Below are 18,029 nucleotides of genomic sequence, written 5' to 3' on the forward strand. Positions count from 1 at the left end.
CTAAGTCAGGCGGGGATAGGTTGCATGCGGATTATCGATCATGATCTTGCGCACGAGATCGGGGGACAGACCTTCGGGCAGCGCGTCCAGACCGTCGAACTGCCAGTGCGGATAGTCCGTGGAGAATAGGACCAATTCGTCGGACTGCATATGATCAAACAGGCGAATTAATGTCTGAGGCTCCGGCGGCGCGTCAAAAGGCTGTAACGAAAAGCGGATGTTGCTTCGCACAATCTCCAGTGGCGCGCGATCGACCCAGGGAGTCTCCATCCGCACCCCGCGCCAGAACTTGTGCAGCCGCCAGAGATAGGGCGACAGCCAGGAGACGCCGGATTCCAGCATCACCATTTTCAGGCGGGGGTATTTGGCGAACACGCCTTCGACGATCAGGCTGGTGAGCTGGGTCTGGAACGCCTGCGCCTGCCCGACATAATCCTCGATGTGATAGGAACCCCATCCCACGGCCGTCGGCGGATTGTGATAGGCGGAACCGGCATGGACGCCGATCGGCAGGCCGAGCCGTTCCGCGGTTTCATAGATCGGCCAAAGCGCGCGTTTGCCGAGCGGCGTATCGCCCATGACCAGCATCAGCACCTGCACGAAGCGCTGATCCTGCGCGCAGCGCTCGATCTCGGCGACGGCTTTCTCGATGCTCTGGGTGGGGATCACGATCGAGCCGCGCAGACGCGGATCGCGATCGAGCCATTCCTTCGCGAGCCAGTCGTTCAGCGCGTGGCAGAAGGCGGCTTGCATGTCCTCCGAGAACACCATCTGCACGCCGTAGAGCGGATTGCAGATGGCGTGCTTGAGCTGGAATGGGTCGAGCACGTGGCGCTGCATGTCCTGCAGGCCCTCGCCGGGCTTGCCCGTTTCGGGGCGCCAGTCCGGACGCGACACGATCGGCGAGTTCTTCGGATAGGACTGCGAGACGAGGTCGACCATGCCGCGCGTCGTTACCTGGTCGCGCCAGTAGTCGTTGAGATAGGGCAGCAGGCTGGTCAGATGCGGCACGGCCGGATGCACGTCGCAATCCACCCCGCCGGCGATCAGGGACGCCATGACGTCTCCTTCACGTTTCCTCGTCACGTCTTCTTTTGCGCGGCCTTGCGGCCGCGCCGTCTTGCGTCCGCCATTCAAGCAGGCCTGCCCGTCGCCCGCAACTCGGCCAAGGCCGCTGTCATATGCTAGGAAGGCGCAGCTCGGTTGCGAGGGAATGGGAGGTTCGAGGGATGAGAGAACTCGTCGGGATTGCGGAACAGGTCGCGGCCAGACTGATCGCGCGCAAACAGACCATCGCGGTCGCGGAATCTTCGACCGGCGGCCTGATCTCGGCCAGCCTGCTCGCGGTGCCCGGCGCCTCGGCCTATTTCCTCGGCGGCGCGGTGGTCTACACCCGCGATGCGAGGCGCGCGCTGATGGATATTTCGGACGAGGGAATGAAAGGCTTCCGATCCTCGTCGGAGCCTTACGCGAAACTCCTCGCCGAGCAGATGCACAGCCGCTTCAACTGCGACTGGGGCCTGTCCGAAACCGGCGCGGCCGGCCCCACCGGCAACCGCTACGGCGATGCGGCCGGCCATAGCTGCATGGCCGTGACGGGCCCCGCGGCCGAGGTGATGACGCTGGAGACGGGAAGCAACGACCGCTTCGCCAACATGCAGGTGTTCGCGGCAACGGCGCTGAAGCTGTTGCTGAAAAAGCTGGAGCAGTGATCCGCACCGGACATTCAGACGCTCAAGTGAGACGGGATGGCGTGGCGGGACAATAACCGTCATGCCTCGCGAGGGTGGGGCATCCGGTACGCCGTGGCCCATCGATGCGATCACAACCGCCTCTAAAATGCCGGATCGCCCGGTCGAGCCGGGCACCGACATCGGAGGGTGAGGCGCGGCTCCGCTATTGGCGCGTTGCCTACCTCTTCAAATGCCGCATGAAGATTCGCACCACATAGCCCTTGAAGCGCGGCGCCTCGTCGTAGAGGTCCGACGCGACCCGTTCGATGGTCTCGCGCAGCGACATGAACTGCGCCTGTCGCGCGCTGCTCTCGGTGCCCTGCATGCCCGCCAGCTCGTCCATCGCGGCGTCGCTGATCTGGCACTGCACGGGTTCGCCGTCGCACATCATGGTGAATCGAAAGGCCAGCCTTTCGAGGTCATGCCCGATGATCTTGTCGCGCGTGAGCGGCATCAACGAAAAGTCCGGTGGGCCTTCCCCAGACAATGCTGAAAATCGCCGCGATTGTCAGCAGCAAAGAGGCCCGGGGCGTCGCCTTATTGGAAGGCGACTTCGGCGAAACTACGGAGCTTGCGCGAATGCAGCCGCTCCGATTCCTGCTGCTTGAGGCGCTCCAGGGCCTTCAGGCCGATCTCCAGATGCTGGCCGACGCGGCGGCGATAGAATTCGCTTGCCATGCCCGCAAGCTTGATCTCGCCGTGCAGCGGCTTGTCGGAGACGCACAGCAAGGTGCCGTAAGGGACACGGAAACGGTAGCCGTTGGCGGCGATCGCCGCCGATTCCATGTCGAGCGCAACGGCGCGGGATTGCGACAGGCGGCGGATCACGTCGGGTCCGGAAATTTCCCAGTTACGGTTGTCCACGCTCGCGACCGTTCCCGTACGCATCAGGCGCTTGAGCTCGAAACCTTCGAGCCCCGTGACGTCGCCGACCGCCTCCTCCAGCGCGACCTGCATCTCGGCCAGCGCCGGGATCGGCACCCACAACGGGAGTTCGCGATCGAGCGCGTGGTCCTCACGGACATAGCCGTGAGCGAGCACGTAGTCGCCGAGCCGTTGCGTATTCCGCAGGCCCGCGCAATGGCCGAGCATGAGCCAGGCGTGCGGACGCAGCACCGCGACGTGATCGGTGACATTGCGTGCATTCGACGGGCCGATGTTGATCAGGGTGATGCCGCGATAGCCGGGCGCGACCAGATGGAAGGCCGGCATCTGCGGGGCGCGCACCGGCGGGACGCCGGCCGTGCCGCCGCCGAGACCGGCATTGCGCGTGATGACGTTGCCGGGCGAGACGAAGGCCTCGAGACCGTCTTCGCCGGATTGCAGGCGCTGCTGGCAGAGCTGCGCGAATGCATCGACATAGAATTGGTAGTTCGTGAAGATCACGAAGTTCTGGAAATGCTCCGGGTCCGTGCCGGTGTAGTGGTAGAGCCGGCGCAGCGAGTAATCGACGCGGGCGGCGCGAAACAGCGCCAGCGGCTCCGGCGCCCCGGGCGCCAGCTCGAACGTCCCGTCGGCGATTGCATCGTCCATGGTGGCGAGATCGGGCACGTCGAACACGTCGCGCAGCGATCGCGTGACCGGCGAATTCTCGCTGGTGGTGATCGCGGCCTCGATGTTGATGTCGCGGCGATAAGCGAAATGGATCGGGATCGGCTCGGCGGATTCGCCGACCTCGACCGGCACGCCATGGTTCTGGATCAGGAGCCCGATCTGCTCGGTGAGGTAAGCCCGGAACAGATCCGGCCGCGTCACGCTGGTCTCGTGCACGCCGGGCCCGGCCACGAAGCCGTAGGACAGGCGCGAATCCAGCCGAGCATGCGTCGCCGTGGTGATGCGGACGAACGGATAATAGGCCCGCGCCCGCGTCGTGATCGGCTCGCCCTTGACGTAGGCCTCGAAGCGGTCGCGGAGGAATTCCGTGTTGCGTTCGTAGATCTCTTCGAGGCGGGCAACCGCCGCTGCCGCGTCGGTGAAGGATTGCGCGGCGATGGACGGCGGGGATTGAATGGATTGCATTGTCGGCGCCAACTCGCTGTTTGCAATCGCACTATAGCAACCGGCAGCCGAGCCGTCATTGCAAGCGCGGCGCCGCAATGACGAAACGGGATGACGCGCGGTCGCGCGTCACTTCTCCCGGAAGGCCCGCATCAGCTGATCGTGCAGCGGCTTCATGAGGTAGGACAGCATGGTGCGATCGCCGGTCTGAACGAAGGCTTCGACCGGCATGCCGGGGATCAGCTTGCTGTCGCCGAGACGGGCAACCTCTTCCGGCGGCATCGAGACGCGGATCGTGTAATAGCTCTGCCCGGTGCGCTGGTCGGTGGTGACATCGGGCGAGACGCGGCTGACGACGCCGTTGAGCTCCGGCGTGGTGCGCTGGTTGAAGGCCGAAAGGCGCAGCAGCGTCTTCTGGCCGACCTGCAGCTTGTCGATGTCGACCGGATTCACCTTGGCCTCGACCTGGAGGTCGTCGGCCTGCGGCACGATCAGCATGAGCGTGTCGCCGGCGGTGACGACACCGCCGACCGTGTGCACGGTCGATTGCAGCACCATGCCGTCCTGCGGCGCGCGGATGTCGACGCGGCGGAGCTGGTCCTCGGCCGTGACCTTGCGTTCGATCAGCTCGCCGATCTTGTCGTTGGTCTCGCGCAGGTCCTTGGAGACCTCGCTCACCATGTCCTTGTCGACCTGGATGATCTGAAGCTCGGTCTCGGTGATCTTGCCCTTGGCCTGCGCGCGCGAGGCGATGTATTGCGCGCGTTCGCCGTTGAGGCGGGCGCTGTCGCGTTCGAGCGTGGTCAGGCGCGAGATCTGCACGAGGTGCTTGTCATAGAGATCGCGCACGCCGGTGAGCTCCTGCTGCACCAGGCTGATTTCCTTGTCCTTGGCCTTCTCCTGCGCGGCGAGACCCTCGATCTCCTCGTTGAGCTGCTGAATGCGCTCGCGGAGCTGCGCCTTCTGGCCGGCGCGGCCGTTGACGCGGACGTCGAACAGCTTGCTTTCGCTCGCGATCAGCGTCTTGACGTCGGGATCGGCGATGCGCTCGAGCAGGGCCTGCGGGAAATCGATCCTGTCGAGGCCGCGCTGCTCGGCCTGCAAGCGCGCGGCGCGCGCCTGCGCCGCGTCGAGATTCTTGGTGACGATGGCGAGGTTGGCCTTGGTGATGGTGTCGTCGAGCCGCACCACGATGTCGCCCGCCTTGACCACGTCGCCGTCGCGGGCGCGCAGCTCGCCGACCACGCCGCCGGTCGGATGCTGCACCTTCTTGACGTTGGATTCGACCACGATCTGGCCCGGCGCGATCAGCGCCCCCGAGATCAGCACCGTCGATGCCCAGCCGCCGAGCCCGACGACCAGGACCAGCATGATCCCAAGCCCCAGGATCAGGTGAAACCGGATCGATTGCTGCACCGTCTGCTTGCCGGCCGGCTTCGTGCCGCCGATCGCCATCGTGCTCATGGTTTGGCCACTCCGCCTTCACTGACGATCTTGATCGGTGCGGGCGGCGCGACGCGCGGCTGGAGCACCTGGGCGAGCACCTGCTCCTTCGGTCCGAAAGCCTGCATGCGGCCATCGCGCAGCACGAGGACCTGGTCGACCGCCTCGACGCCGATCGGCCGGTGGGCGACCACGATGACGATGGCTCCACGCTCCCGCGCGGCGCGGATCGCGCGGGTCAGCGCCTCGTCGCCTTCGGTGTCGAGGTTGGAATTGGGCTCGTCGAGCACGATCAGGAACGGATTGCCGTAGAGCGCGCGCGCCAGCGCCACGCGCTGCGCCTGCCCCGCCGAGAGGGCCGCGCCCTGCTCGCCGACCTGGGTGTTGTAGCCCTCGCGCATCTTGATGATCATCTCGTGCACGCCGGCTTCCTTGGCCGCGGAGATGATGCCGTCGGACGTCGCCTCGGGATCGAACCGGCTGATGTTCTGCGCGATGGTGCCGCCGAACAGCTCGACGTCCTGCGGCAGATAGCCGATATAACGTCCGAGCATGTCGGACGACCATTGGTCGAGCGCCGCGCCGTCGAGGCGCACCTTGCCGCGCACCGGCTGCCAGACGCCGACGAGGGCGCGGATCAGCGACGACTTGCCGGATCCGCTCGGCCCGATCACGCCGAGGCCGTTGCCCGCGGTGAGCGCGAATGTCACGTCCTGCACGATGAGGCGCTGATCGCCCGGCGGCACCATGGCGATGCCTTCGACCGAGAGGCGGCTCGTGGGCGGCTGCAACTGCGTCGGCATGGCCTGAGCCGGCATCTGTTCGAGCAGCCGGGTGAGGCGATGCCAGCTCTGGCGCGCGGCGACGAAGGATTTCCAGTGCGCGATGGCGAGATCGACCGGCGCGAGCGCACGGGCGGACAGGATCGATCCGGCGATGATGATGCCGGCGGTCGCTTCCTGGTGGATGACGAGATAGGCACCGACCGCGAGCACGGCCGATTGCAGCATCATGCGCAGCACCTTGGCAACGGCGCCAAGGCCGCCGGCGACGTCGCTGGCGCGCTGATTGCCGAGGAGATATTTTTCGTTGGCCTCGCTCCAGCGCTGGTTCATCCGGCCCGCCATTCCCATCGACACCATGACTTCGGCGTTGCGACGGCTGGCGGCGGCGAGATCGTTGCGCTGGGCGGCAAGGCCCATCGCCTCGCGGGCCGGCTGGCGGGACATGAATTCGGTGACGAGCGTCAGCCCCACGAGGATGATGGCGCCGACCAGCGCGGTGACGCCGATCATGACGTGGAAGGCGAAACAGATGGCGAGGTAGAACGGCAGCCACGGCAGGTCGAAGAACGCGCTCGGTCCCATGCCGCCGAGGAAGGAGCGCACGTTGTCGAGGTCGCGGAGCGGCTGCAATCCCTCGTTGCGGCTGCCGACCAGCAGCGGCAGGCGCACGATGGTGTCGAACACGCGCTTGTTCAGGGCCTCGTCGAGCGCGGTGCCGACCCGTCCCAGGATGCGGTTGCGGATCATGTCCAGCACGCCCTGGGCCATGTAGAGGAAGCTCGCCAGGATGATCAGGCCGACCAGCGTCGGAACGCTGCGGCTCGGCAGCACCCGGTCGTAGACCTCGAGCATGAAGATCGACCCGGTCAGATAGAGCAGGTTGATCATGCAGCTCATCAGGCCCACGCCGATGAACGCCGCGCGACAGGCGCGCAACGCATCACCGAGCTCTGAACGGCGGACGCCGGGAAGGGCTGCCATCAGTCTGATCTCTTTCGATGAGGGACGAAACCCCTGGTTTCAGAAACCCCTGACGCCAAGGTCATTCAGGGGTACTCGACCTGGATTAACATCGCGTTCCCCCGACGCAGACGAGTTGATCCAGGACCCCCAAGGCCCCAAGCCTCCGAAGGCCACATCTACCCAGGCCGGTCCCGGGCGCAAGTCCGGAATTCCACAGCCTTGCGGCTTTTTCTTGCAGGCAAAGGGCCTCTCCCCAGCCGAGGAGAGGCCCTTTGTTCGGATTGAACCGGGGCGGGACTAAATCCGGCCGCCGCCGCGGACCAGCCGGACCACCAGCAGCAGGATCACCGCGCCGATGGCGGAATAGACGATTTCCGACACCAGGCCGGTGCCGATGCGAATGCCGAGCTTCGGACAGGAAGCTTGCCACCAGCGCGCCCGCGATGCCGACCACGATGTCGCCGATGATGCCGAACCCGGTTCCGCGCACCACCTTGCCGGCCAGCCAGCCGGCGATCAGGCCGACGAACAGGATGACGAGCAAGCCTTCGTTGGAAATGTACATAAGTGACGTCCCTCTCGCGTGAATGCCCAATGGAACGGGAACCGTGATGAATGGGGTGTGAATGCTGTTCCCCGCCCGGGGGTTGCGCCTGCCCGGACAAAAATGTCGAAAACAACCCCATGCACAGTAGGAACGGGTCCGAAGGCCGATGGCCGGTGAACTGTGACAATCCAGTGATGTCGCAGGGGAATCTTTCGGGAGCGCGCATTCCGGCGCGGGGCGGCTTGCTGCCGCACTCCGAACGCTCAGGAGAGAGCGACGGCCACGAATTCGGATCTCGCCCGGCGCGCCCCCTCGCCCTCGCAAGGGGGAAGGAGCGCAGCGGGGGTGGGGAGTCGGCTCGACTCGCATCGGCGGGGTCAAACCGGCAATCTCATCCGAGGACGGGAATGCCTCCCCCTCCCCAAGGCAGACCCTCACCCTGAGGAGCGCGCTTGAAGCGCGCGTCTCGAAGGGCGAGGCCACCGGCAGGGCCTTAACCCTTCGAGACGCGCGTGTCGCGCTCCTCAGGGTGAGGGTCCGGGAGCTGCCTCGTGGCTATGGACTGTCGGAGAGTTCGTGGCGGCAAGCACTTGTGGCCGTCTTCGAGACGGCCGCCTGCGGCGGCCTCTCAGGATGAGTGCGGCGAAATAGCCGATCCTCATGGTGAGGAGCCCGCCTGGCGGGCGTCTCGAATCATGCGGGCCAAACAGGTTCGGCGCTGCTCGGCCCGTCATATGCGATGGCCTGCAACGCGAGGGCAGCGCCAGGGAGCACCGCTCGCGCGGGCCGAATCGATGGATCAGACGGACGCCGCCGCCGGCTCCGCCAGCACGCACCTGGCCGCGCGGCCGGACCCGACGTTCACGTTGGGCGGCAATTGCTCCAGGCAGCGCGGCTGGGCCACCGCGCAGCGGGGGGCGAAGGAGCAGTTGTGGGGCCGTTCCGCCAGCGACGGCGGCGTACCGGGGATGGTCTCGAGGCGAGCCCCGCGCTTTGCGCCATGGATGGTGGAGGCGAGCAGGCCCTTCGCATACGGGTGTACCGGCGAGCGGACGATATCGCGCAAGGCCCCCTGCTCCACGATCTGGCCGGCATACATCACGGCCACGCGATCGCAGATCTCGATGGCGACGCCGATGTCGTGGGTGACGAAGATGACGGACATGCCGAACTCGCGCTGCAATTCACGCAGCAGCAGCAGGATCTGGATCTGCACGGTGGCATCGAGCGCGGTGGTCGGCTCGTCCGCGAGCAGGATCTTCGGCCGGCAGGCGAGCGCGAGCGCGATCATCGCGCGCTGGCGCATGCCGCCGGACATCTCGTGCGGATAGGCATCCAGCCGCCGCCTGGCCGAGGGAATGCGGACGACCTCGAGCATGTCGAGCGCGCGTGCCCTGCCCTCCGCGTGGCTCTTGCCCTCGTGACGCACCACGCTCTCGGCGATCTGCGCACCGATGGTGTAGACCGGATCGAGCGCGAGCGCGGGCTCCTGGAAGATCATCGAAACGGTCTGGCCGCGGAACGACGACAGTTGTTCGTCGGTCATGGCGAGCACGTCGCGGCCCATGACGTTGACCGTGCCCGAAATCTGCGTGCGCTTCCTCGGCAGCAGCCGCATCAGCGCACGCAGCGTCACGCTCTTGCCCGAGCCGGACTCGCCGAGCAGGCCCAGCACCTCGCCATCGCCGAGCGAGAGATTGAGATCGTTCACGGCATAGACCGTGCGCTCGCCGGTGAAGCGGATGTTGAGGCCTGAGATATCGACGAGTTTTGTCATGACGGCAGCTTCGGCACCCGGTCGTGATAATCGGTCACGCGCTGGAATGCGGCGCCGATGGTGAGCAATGTCGCTTCATCGAAGGATCGGCCGAACAGTTGCATGCCGATCGGCAGGCCGCCCTTGGTGAAGCCGGACGGCACTGTCAGCGACGGCAGGCCGAGATAGTTCACCGGGCGAGTGAACAGCGTCAGCCGCTGCAACAGCGCCGGCGCATTCGGTCCGCCCCCGACGTCGCTTTCCTCGATCGTCGGTGCCGGCACCGGCGAGGCCGGCGCGATCACCGCATCGACACCGGCGGTGGCGGCATTGTGCGCGGCGAGTGCCGGTCCGCGCCAGCGCATCGCCTCCAGATAGGTGATGGCGGGAACGGCGAGGCCGTTCTGGAGCCGCATCAGCACCTGCGCGCCGTAATCCTGCGGCCGCTCGATCATCCAGCGCTTGTGGAAGGCGGCGGCCTCGGCCGCGAGCACGATCTGGCTCGCCGAAGACAATTGCCGCTGGTCCGGCAGTTCGACCGTGACGATGTCGGCGCCCTCGCGCTTGAGCACCGCGATGGTCTCGTCCAGCACGCGCGCGACCTCGCTGTCGAGATCGTCGACATAGAAGGACGCGGGCACACCGATCTTGAGGCCCTTCAGCGAGCCTTTGGTCGCCGCAACGTAGTCGGACACCGGCGCGTGGCTCGTCGTGGAATCCTCGGGATCGTGTCCGGCCATCAGTGCCAGCAGCAGCGCGCAGTCCTCGGCGGTGCGGGCGAGCGGGCCGACCGTGTCGAGCGATTGCGACAACGGCATCGCGCCGGCACGGCTGACGCGGCCCACGGTGGTCTTCAACCCGGTGACGCCGCAGAAATGCGCGGGCATGCGGATCGAGCCGCCGGTATCCGAGCCCAGCGCGGCATAGGTCAGCCGCGCGGCAACGGCCGAGCCGGAGCCCGAGGACGAACCACCGGTGATGTGCGCGACGTTCCAGGGATTGCGGACCGGACCGTAATGGGCGTTGTGCCCGGTCGGGCCATAGGCGAATTCGGCCAGATGCAGCGTCCCGAGACGAACCTGGCCGGCGTCCTTCAACCGCTGCAGGGCGGTGGACGTGACGGTCGGAACGAAATCGCGGCGGATCAGGGAGCCGCAGGTCGCGACCTTGCCGGCATCGTAATACATGTCCTTGTGCGCGAGCGGCACGCCGTGCAGCGGACGACGAACCTCGCCGCCGGCGAACGCCGCGTCGGCGGCGTCGGCCGCCTTCAGCGCGGCCTCGGCCTCGATCGACATGAAGGCGTTGAGATGGGGCTGCCACTGCGCGATGCGATGCAGCAACGCGCGCGTCACCTCATGCGAAGACACCTGCTTCATCGCGATCGCACGCGCGACCTCGGTGAGCGTCATCAGGGCCGGTTCGGTGCTCATTTCGACACCTTCTGGGTCTGCGCGAGCACGTAGAGCGCCGGTTCGAGGTCGAACGGCAGGGTGCCGGCGATGGCCGCGAAGCCCTCGAAGGCAGGGCCGATGGCGTTGGAGATGCGCGTCGCGATCTCGTCGTCGACGGGGACGCCGGCGATTTGCGCGACGGGTTTGATCTCCTTGGGTGTCGGTCTCGTCATGCGATGTCCTCTCTGGGCGCGCGACTATGGCCTGAACCCGGAATTGCCATGTAGCACGCGGCCTCGTGGCCCATCTTATCGAGCGCGGTGAGCTTTGGTGTCGCATTTGCGCAGAGCGGCTCCGCAAACGGGCAACGGGTGTGGAAGCGGCACCCGGGGGGCGGATCGATCGGATTGGGCGGATCCCCCGTGATCGGCGGCGTCTGGGTGCGCCTGTCCGGATCCGAGGACGGCATCGCCGCCAGCAGCGCGCGCGTATAGGGATGAGCAGGCGCGTCCCAGACCCGGTCGACCGGCCCGAGCTCGACGACCTCGCCGAGATACATCACCAGCACGCGATCGCTGATGTAGCGCACGACGTTGAGGTCGTGGCTGATGAAGAGATAAGTCAGGCCGAATTCCCGCTTGAGGTCCGCGAGCAGGTTGAGCACCTGCGCTTCCACCGACTTGTCGAGCGCGGACACGGCCTCGTCGAGGATCACCAGCCGCGGCGACAGCGCCAGCGCCCGCGCGATGTTGACGCGCTGGCGCTGGCCGCCGGAAATCTCGTGCGGATAGCGGTTGGCGAAGTTTTCGGGACGCAGGCCCACCTTGCCGAGCAGCTCCCGCGCGAGCGCACGTGCGGTGCGGTCGGCCATGCCATGCACCTTGGGACCGAAGGCGATCGATTCCTCGATCGTGAGGCGCGGGTTGAGCGAGGCGTAGGAATCCTGGAACACCATCTGCATGCCGCGGCGCAATTCGCGGAGGCTCAGGGACTGGCCGACGGTCATGCCGTCGTAGATGATGTCGCCGGTATCGCGCGGCATCAGGTGCATCAGAAGCCGCGCGGTCGTGGACTTGCCGCAGCCGGACTCGCCGACGATGCCGACCGTCTCGCCCTTGGCGACGGAGAAGGAGACATTGTCCACCGCCCGCACGGTGCGCTTGGCGGCGAACGGGCCGCCACGGACGGGAAAATGCTTGGTCAGGCCGTTGACCCGCAACAGCGGCTGCGCGACGCCGCCACGGTCTTCGACGGGCTCCAGCATTTCGACGGAAGCGCTCTCGCTCATGGCTGAGGCCTCCCACCTCTCCCCACCGGGGAAGAGCAGTCGCATATGGCCTCGACGATCTTCTCTGACGCGCCTGCGAGCATGTGCATCACCATCTCAGTTCCTGATGTCCATGGCACTGCGCAGGCCGTCCGAGAGAAGGTTGAAGCAGATCGAGACCGCGAAGATCATGGCGCCGGGCAACGCCGCGACCCAGGGATTGACGTAGATCGCGGTCCGCAGCGTGTTCAGCATCAGGCCCCATTCCGGCTCCGGCGGCTTGGTGCCGAGGCCGAGGAAGGAGAGACCGGCGGCGAGGATCATCGAGACCGAGATCAGGCTGGTGGCGTAGACGAAGATCGCGCCCAGCACGTTGCCGAGGATGTGCACGCGCATGATGGTGAAGGCACCCGCGCCCGAGGCGCGCGCGGCCTCGACGAAGTCCATGTTGCGCACGCCGGTGGTGACGCTTTCCGCCACGCGCGTGATCTGCGGCACGAACACGACCGTCAGCGACACGATGGAGTTGACGATGCCGGCGCCGAGCGCCCCGGAGATCGCGATCGCCAGCAGCACGGACGGGAAGGCGTAGAACACGTCGACCGTGCGCATGATGGCGGTGTTGAGCCGGCCGCCGACATAGCCGGCGACGAGGCCGAGCGACGTGCCGATGCAGAAGCCGAGGATCACGGGCAGGATGCCGATGACGAGCGAGAGCCGCCCGCCATAGACCAGCCGCGCCAGCATGTCGCGGCCGAGCTCGTCGGTGCCGAGCGGATAGCCTGGGGTGCCGATGTGGCGCAGGCGGCGGATCATCGAGCCCTTGTAGGGATCTTCCAGGCCGAGCCAGGGCGCGAGGATCGCCGAGAGCAAGATCAAGACCAGCACCAGCGCGCAGACCATGCTGACCTTGTCGCGCATGATGCGGCGCCCGACGGTCGCCCAGTAGCCGCGCGCCCTGGCCGCGGGCGCGGCCTGCAGCGCGGCGTCGGTGGGGACGGACAAGGGAAGCTCGCTCATCGGCAGGCCTCCCATGGATTTTGTTGCAATCGATGCAAGCCACGCCGGCGGTGCACCTCGCCCGCTCGCGGGAGAGGTCGGCGCAAAGCGACGGGTGAGGCCTCTCTGCTCCTGGGGGTTCTCGCTTTTGGAGACACCCTCTCCCCGCCCCTCCCCCGCCGGCGGGGGAGAAAGCACACGATCTGCCTGGCAACAGCTGGGCTCATCCCGCTAGCCCCGCTTGATGCGCGGGTCGATCGCGGCCTGCGCGATGTCGACCAGCAGGTTGAGGAAGACGAAGAACAGCGCCAGCACCAGGATCGTGCCCTGCAGCAGCGGCAGGTCGCGCTGGAAGATCGCCGAATTGAGCAGGAAGCCCGAGCCCGGCCAGGAGAACACGGTCTCGATCAGGATCGAGCCGCCGAGCATGTATCCGAGCTGCAGGCCCATCACCGCGAGCGCAGTGGGCGCGGCGTTCCTGACGACGTGGCGGAACACGCCGGTCTCGCGCAGGCCTTTCGCGCGCAGGGCCTCGACGAAATCCTGGCTCAGGATATCGCCGGTCAGCGCGCGCACGGTGCGGGTGACGATACCCATCGGAATCACCGACGTCGTGATCGCCGGCAGCACGAGATATCTCAGATGCGCCCAATCCCACGCCCAGGCGCTGGAGCCGCCGGGACCGGCGCCGACCGCAGGCAGCCAGTTCAGCTCGACCGAGAATATGATGACGAGCAGCATGCCGAGCCAGTAGTGCGGCACGGACACGCCGGCGATCGCGAAGGAGGTCGCTAGCTTGTCGATCCAGGTCTCGCGGAAATAGCCGGCGATCAGGCCGAGCAGAATGCCCATGGTGAAGCCGATGATCGCGGCGGCGATCGCCAGCGTCACGGTGTTGCCCACCGCACGCATGACCTCCGCGAGCACGGGACGTCCGGTCGCGATGGAATTTCCGAGATCGCCATGCAGCGCGCGCAGCAGCCACAGGCCGAACTGCACCGGCAGCGGCCGGTCGAAGCCGTAGGCGGCGCGAAGCTGTGCCGCGAGCTCCTGCGACGCGTCTGCCGGCAGCACCGCCACCAGCGGATCGCCCGGCGTGATGTGAACGAGCAGGAAGCACACCAGCGCGACGCTGATGACGATCGGGACGACATAGACGATGCGTCTGGCGATATAGGCGAGCACGTTGTCTCTCTTCTTCCTTCTCCCTTGTGGGAGAAGGTGGCGGATGAGGGGTCTCTGTCCGCGGATGCAATTGCATCGGACGAGAGGTCCGCATTCGCGGAGAGAGACCCCTCACCCGGCTTCGCTTCGCGAAGCCACCCTCTCCCGCGAGGGGAGAGGGTGCAGCGGCGCGCCGCTGGATTACGGCGTGATCGAGATCGGCGAGAAGTCGATGAACCAGCTCTTCGGCTGGATGACGCCGGTGACCTTCGGGCTCATGGCGCGCGGGCCGACGTCGTGGGCGACGTAGAGGAAGGCCGCGTCGTCGACGGAGGCCGCATGCAGTTCGGCGAGCGCGGCGTCACGCGCGGCGGGCTCGAAGGTCTGCCGCGCCTTCTTCACCAGCTCGTCGAACTTGGGATTGTTGATGAAGCCCCAATTGTTCGAGACCGGCGGCGCCATGCCCGATTGCAGGAAGCGCACCAGCGCGAAGAACGGGTCCATCGCCGCATAGGTGACGTTGGTCGCGTTCGAGCCGTTGGCGCTGGGATCCTTGGCGCCGCGGCGCCAGTTGGTGAACAGCGTATTCCACTCGATGACGTCGAGCTGCACATCGAAATAGCATTCCGCGAGTGCCTGCTGCAGATATTCGTTCATCGGCAGCGGCAGCATCTGGCCCGAGCCTGACGCCGAGGTCTGGATCTTCACCGTCAGCTTCTTGCCGGGACCGAAGCCCGCCTCCTGCATCAGCTTCTGCGCGGCCGGCTTGTCGTACTTGATCTGGAACGACGGATTGCCGCGCCAGGGATGTCCGGGCTCGAACGTGCCGGTCGCGGGCACCATCAGCCCCGCGAGCAGGCCGTCCCTGAGGCCCTCGCGATCGATGCAGAGATTCGCCGCCTTGCGCACGCGGATGTCGTTCCAGGGCGACCCCTCGATGCGCGAGAACTGCCACGGCCAGACATGCGGCTGCTCGTTGGCATAGAGCTTGAACCCGCGCTGCTTGAGCTCGGGCAGCGCGTCGGGCGCCGGCGCCTCGACCCAGTCGACCTGTCCGGACAGCAGCGCTGCGGTGCGCGCGTTCGCTTCCGGCATCGGCAGCAGCACCATCTTGTCGACCTTGGGCACGCGCGCCTTGTCCCAATAGCTCGCGTTCTTGACGAGTTCGAGCCGCTCGCGCGGGGTGAAGCTCGACATCTTCCACGGGCCGGTGCCGGACGCGTCCTTGGCGAACGCGGTCCATGCCGCCTGCGCCTTCGCCTTGGCGTCCGCGCCTTCCGCCTTGTCGTAGAACGACTGCCACTTCGCCGGGCTCGCCATGAACAGATTGGTGAGGTTGATGGGCAGGAAGCTGTCGGGCTCCTTGGTGGTGAGCTCCACCGTCATGTCGTCGATCTTCTTCGCGGAGACCAGCGTCGGCATGCGCGAGGCGGTGACGCCGACCTGGCTGGCGTCGAACTGCGGCGCGTCCTGCTTCAGGACCTTCTCGACGTTCCACACCACCGCATCGGCATTGAACGGCGAGCCATCGTGGAAGGTGACGCCGGGACGCAGCTTGAACACCCATTTCGTCTTGTCGGCGTCGTCGACCTTCCATTCGGTCGCGAGGCCCGGGATCACCACGCTCGCTTTCTCGGCGGACGACAGGTCCCATCCGGTCAGCGCATCATACATGGTGACGCCGGTGAAGCGGTTGCCCTCGAAGCCCTGGTCGGGCTGACCAAGCGTGCGCGGAATATCGGCCGCGGTCATGCCGATGCGCAGCACGGTTTCGGCATTCGCCACGCGCGGCCATGCGGCCGCCGCACCGAGCGCCAGCAGCGCGATCAGCGCCGCGCGGGTCGTGTTGGTCTTGATCAGCATCACCTCAATCCTTCTCCGGCCTTCGTTGATTAATTTTGATGCAATCGTATGCAATGGCTGTGCCAGTGTGAAAACTTATTCTGCAAATTGCGTCTTCGACGACAAGTCCTGTGACCGCCCGCGAGCAAAAGTGTCGCGCTGCCTATTCTGGCATCAAGCTTGCAAGTTTGCTCCCGGTCTCTTCCTGGGAGCTTCGGGCGATGCGCATTCGACTATCGGCTTGTTTTGCTGCACTTGCGCTGGCGTATTCCGCGATCTCGGCGCACGCGGAGACAATGGTGCGGTACGGCATATCGATGGCGGATATTCCGCTGACGACCGGCCAGCCCGATCGCGGCGCCGGGGCCTATCAGTTCACCGCCTACACGATCTACGACCCGCTGGTCGCCTGGGAGATGGACGTCGCCGACCGGCCGGGCAAGCTGGTGCCGGGGCTCGCCACCGAATGGAAGGTCGACGACAACGACAAGACCAAATGGCGCTTCAGCCTGCGCAAGGGCGTGACGTTTCACGACGGCAGCACGTTCGACGCCGACGCGGTGATCTGGAATCTCGACAAGGTGCTCAACGACAAGGCACCGCAATTCGACAAGCGGCAGAGCGCGCAGGTGAAGACCCGCCTGCCGTCCGTCGCGAGCTACGCCAAGATCGACGAATTCACCGTGGAGATCACCACCAAGACGGTCGATTCCTTCTTTCCCTATCAGATGCTGTGGTTCCTGGTCTCCAGCCCCGCGCAATACGAGAAGCTCGGCAGGGATTGGGACAAGTTCGCGAGCCAGCCTTCCGGCACCGGTCCGTTCAAGCTGACGAAGCTGGTGCCGCGCGAGCTGGCCGAGCTCACGAAGAATCCGGACTACTGGAATCCGAAGCGCATTCCGAAGGTCGACAAGATCGTGCTGGTGCCGATGCCGGAAGCGTTGACGCGCACCAACGCGCTGCTCGCGGGCCAGGTCGATCTGATCGAGACGCCCGCGCCCGACGCCGTGCCGCAGCTCAAGGCGGCCGGCATGAAGATCGTCGACAACATCACGCCGCATGTCTGGAATTATCATCTGAGCGTGCTGCCGGGCTCGCCCTGGACCGACATCCGCCTGCGCAAGGCGCTGAACCTCGCGATCGACCGCGATGCGGTGGTCGGCCTGATGAACGGCCTTGCCAAGCCCGCCAAGGGCCAGGTCGATCCGTCGAGCCCGTGGTTCGGCAAGCCCGCCTTCGACATCAAATACGATCCCGCCGCGGCAAAGAAGCTGGTCGCGGAAGCCGGCTACTCGAAGGACAAGCCGCTGAAGGCCACCTTCATCATCGCGCAGGGCGGCACCGGGCAGATGCTGTCGCTGCCGATGAACGAATTCCTGCAGCAGAGCTTCAAGGAGATCGGCGTCGACGTCGACTTCAAGGTGGTCGAGCTGGAGACACTGTATACGCATTGGCGCAAGGGCGCGGCCGACGAGATGAATGCCGGCATCACCGCCAACAACATCGCCTATGTCACCTCGGACCCGCTCTACGCCATCATCCGCTTCTTCGCCTCCGACCAGATCGCGCCGGTCGGCGTCAACTGGGGCGGCTACAAGAACCCGAAGGTCGACGCACTGATCAACGAAGCCAAGCAGACCTTCGATACCGCGAGGCAAGACGACCTGATGGCACAGGCGCATGCGCTGATCGTCGACGACGCCGTGCTGGTCTGGGTCGTGCACGACACCAACCCGCACGCGCTGTCACCGAAGATCAAGCAGTTCGTCCAGGCCCAGCACTGGTTCCAGGATCTGACGACGATCGGGGTGGAGTGAGGGGGCGCGCCAGCATCTCCGTCGTCGTTGACGGATAGCGAGACACATCCGCGCGCCAAAACCTCTGCCGTCGTTGCGTGCGCACGTACGCGCCAAGCCCCTCGCTACCGTTGCGACGCACACACGCGTGCCAAGCTCTCCGCCGTCGTCCCGGCGCAGGCCGGGACCCATAACCACCGAATCCGGTTTGGCGAAGACTCGTGATTGGCGGACGCGCGCTGCAACTTCTCCCTGCCGGTATAGGTCCCGGCATGCGCCGGGACGACACCGTTGTTGTGGCAACGGCGTTGCAAACGATACCCGTCATTGAGGAGACGCGGG

Annotated in this window: 14 protein-coding genes and 1 pseudogene; 2 read left to right on the forward strand and 13 right to left on the reverse strand. The window is 66.0% G+C overall.

Annotated features, from left to right (window positions below; all coding sequences use genetic code 11):
* The gene (locus QM712_RS17820; protein WP_415024432.1) at positions 1-1,059 is read right to left on the reverse strand and encodes an amidohydrolase family protein; all 1,059 of its coding nucleotides are present in this window, start codon (positions 1,057-1,059) and stop codon (positions 1-3) included.
* 170 nt (positions 1,060-1,229) lie between these two features.
* Here QM712_RS17820 and QM712_RS17825 point away from each other — a divergent pair, with 170 nt between their 5' ends.
* On the forward strand, positions 1,230-1,712 hold the full coding sequence (locus QM712_RS17825) for a CinA family protein (RefSeq protein ID WP_415024433.1): 483 nt from the start codon (positions 1,230-1,232) through the stop codon (positions 1,710-1,712).
* A 199-nt stretch (positions 1,713-1,911) separates the two neighbouring features.
* On the opposite strand, the gene QM712_RS17830 is transcribed toward QM712_RS17825, so the two are convergent.
* From QM712_RS17830 to QM712_RS17885, 12 genes and pseudogenes are all read right to left on the reverse strand, one after another.
* Positions 1,912-2,187 (reverse strand): DUF1488 family protein, encoded by a 276-nt coding sequence (locus QM712_RS17830; protein WP_415024434.1) that lies wholly within the window; start codon positions 2,185-2,187, stop codon positions 1,912-1,914.
* Positions 2,188-2,270: 83 nt separating this feature from the next.
* On the reverse strand, positions 2,271-3,752 hold the full coding sequence (locus QM712_RS17835) for an AMP nucleosidase (RefSeq protein ID WP_415024435.1): 1,482 nt from the start codon (positions 3,750-3,752) through the stop codon (positions 2,271-2,273).
* A gap of 108 nt (positions 3,753-3,860) precedes the next feature.
* The gene (locus tag QM712_RS17840) at positions 3,861-5,195 is read right to left on the reverse strand and encodes an HlyD family type I secretion periplasmic adaptor subunit (RefSeq protein WP_415024436.1); all 1,335 of its coding nucleotides are present in this window, start codon (positions 5,193-5,195) and stop codon (positions 3,861-3,863) included.
* The gene (locus QM712_RS17845) at positions 5,192-6,940 is read right to left on the reverse strand and encodes a type I secretion system permease/ATPase (protein WP_415024437.1); all 1,749 of its coding nucleotides are present in this window, start codon (positions 6,938-6,940) and stop codon (positions 5,192-5,194) included. Before QM712_RS17845 ends, QM712_RS17840 begins: the two co-directional genes overlap by 4 nt.
* A 279-nt stretch (positions 6,941-7,219) precedes the next feature.
* A pseudogene (locus tag QM712_RS17850) lies at positions 7,220-7,487 on the reverse strand (GlsB/YeaQ/YmgE family stress response membrane protein).
* Between the two features lie 781 nt (positions 7,488-8,268).
* Entirely contained in the window at positions 8,269-9,246 is a 978-nt protein-coding gene (locus QM712_RS17855) for an ABC transporter ATP-binding protein (RefSeq protein ID WP_415024438.1), read from the reverse strand.
* Positions 9,243-10,658 (reverse strand): amidase, encoded by a 1,416-nt coding sequence (locus QM712_RS17860; protein WP_415024439.1) that lies wholly within the window; start codon positions 10,656-10,658, stop codon positions 9,243-9,245. Before QM712_RS17860 ends, QM712_RS17855 begins: the two co-directional genes overlap by 4 nt.
* Positions 10,655-10,852: a hypothetical protein gene (locus tag QM712_RS17865; protein ID WP_415024440.1), complete on the reverse strand. Its 198-nt coding sequence runs from the start codon at positions 10,850-10,852 to the stop codon at positions 10,655-10,657. The genes QM712_RS17860 and QM712_RS17865 overlap by 4 nt, the downstream gene beginning before the upstream one ends.
* Positions 10,849-11,907, reverse strand: coding sequence for an ABC transporter ATP-binding protein (locus QM712_RS17870; protein ID WP_415024441.1), 1,059 nt, complete (start codon positions 11,905-11,907; stop codon positions 10,849-10,851). The genes QM712_RS17865 and QM712_RS17870 overlap by 4 nt, the downstream gene beginning before the upstream one ends.
* Positions 11,908-12,003: 96 nt before the next feature.
* A complete protein-coding gene (locus tag QM712_RS17875) occupies positions 12,004-12,906 on the reverse strand; it encodes an ABC transporter permease (protein ID WP_415024442.1) in 903 nt (300 codons plus the stop codon).
* Between the two features lie 210 nt (positions 12,907-13,116).
* The gene (locus tag QM712_RS17880; protein WP_415024443.1) at positions 13,117-14,070 is read right to left on the reverse strand and encodes an ABC transporter permease; all 954 of its coding nucleotides are present in this window, start codon (positions 14,068-14,070) and stop codon (positions 13,117-13,119) included.
* Positions 14,071-14,250: 180 nt separating this feature from the next.
* On the reverse strand, positions 14,251-15,912 hold the full coding sequence (locus tag QM712_RS17885) for an ABC transporter substrate-binding protein (RefSeq protein WP_415024444.1): 1,662 nt from the start codon (positions 15,910-15,912) through the stop codon (positions 14,251-14,253).
* 200 nt (positions 15,913-16,112) lie between these two features.
* On the opposite strand from QM712_RS17885, the gene QM712_RS17890 reads away from it, so the two are divergent.
* Complete coding sequence (locus QM712_RS17890) at positions 16,113-17,708, forward strand: ABC transporter substrate-binding protein (RefSeq protein WP_415024445.1); 1,596 nt, start codon at positions 16,113-16,115, stop codon at positions 17,706-17,708.
* Positions 17,709-18,029: the final 321 nt, after the last annotated feature.

The sequence above is a fragment of the Bradyrhizobium sp. genome (genome assembly GCF_047605465.1).
In the GTDB taxonomy this organism is placed as follows: domain Bacteria; phylum Pseudomonadota; class Alphaproteobacteria; order Rhizobiales; family Xanthobacteraceae; genus Bradyrhizobium.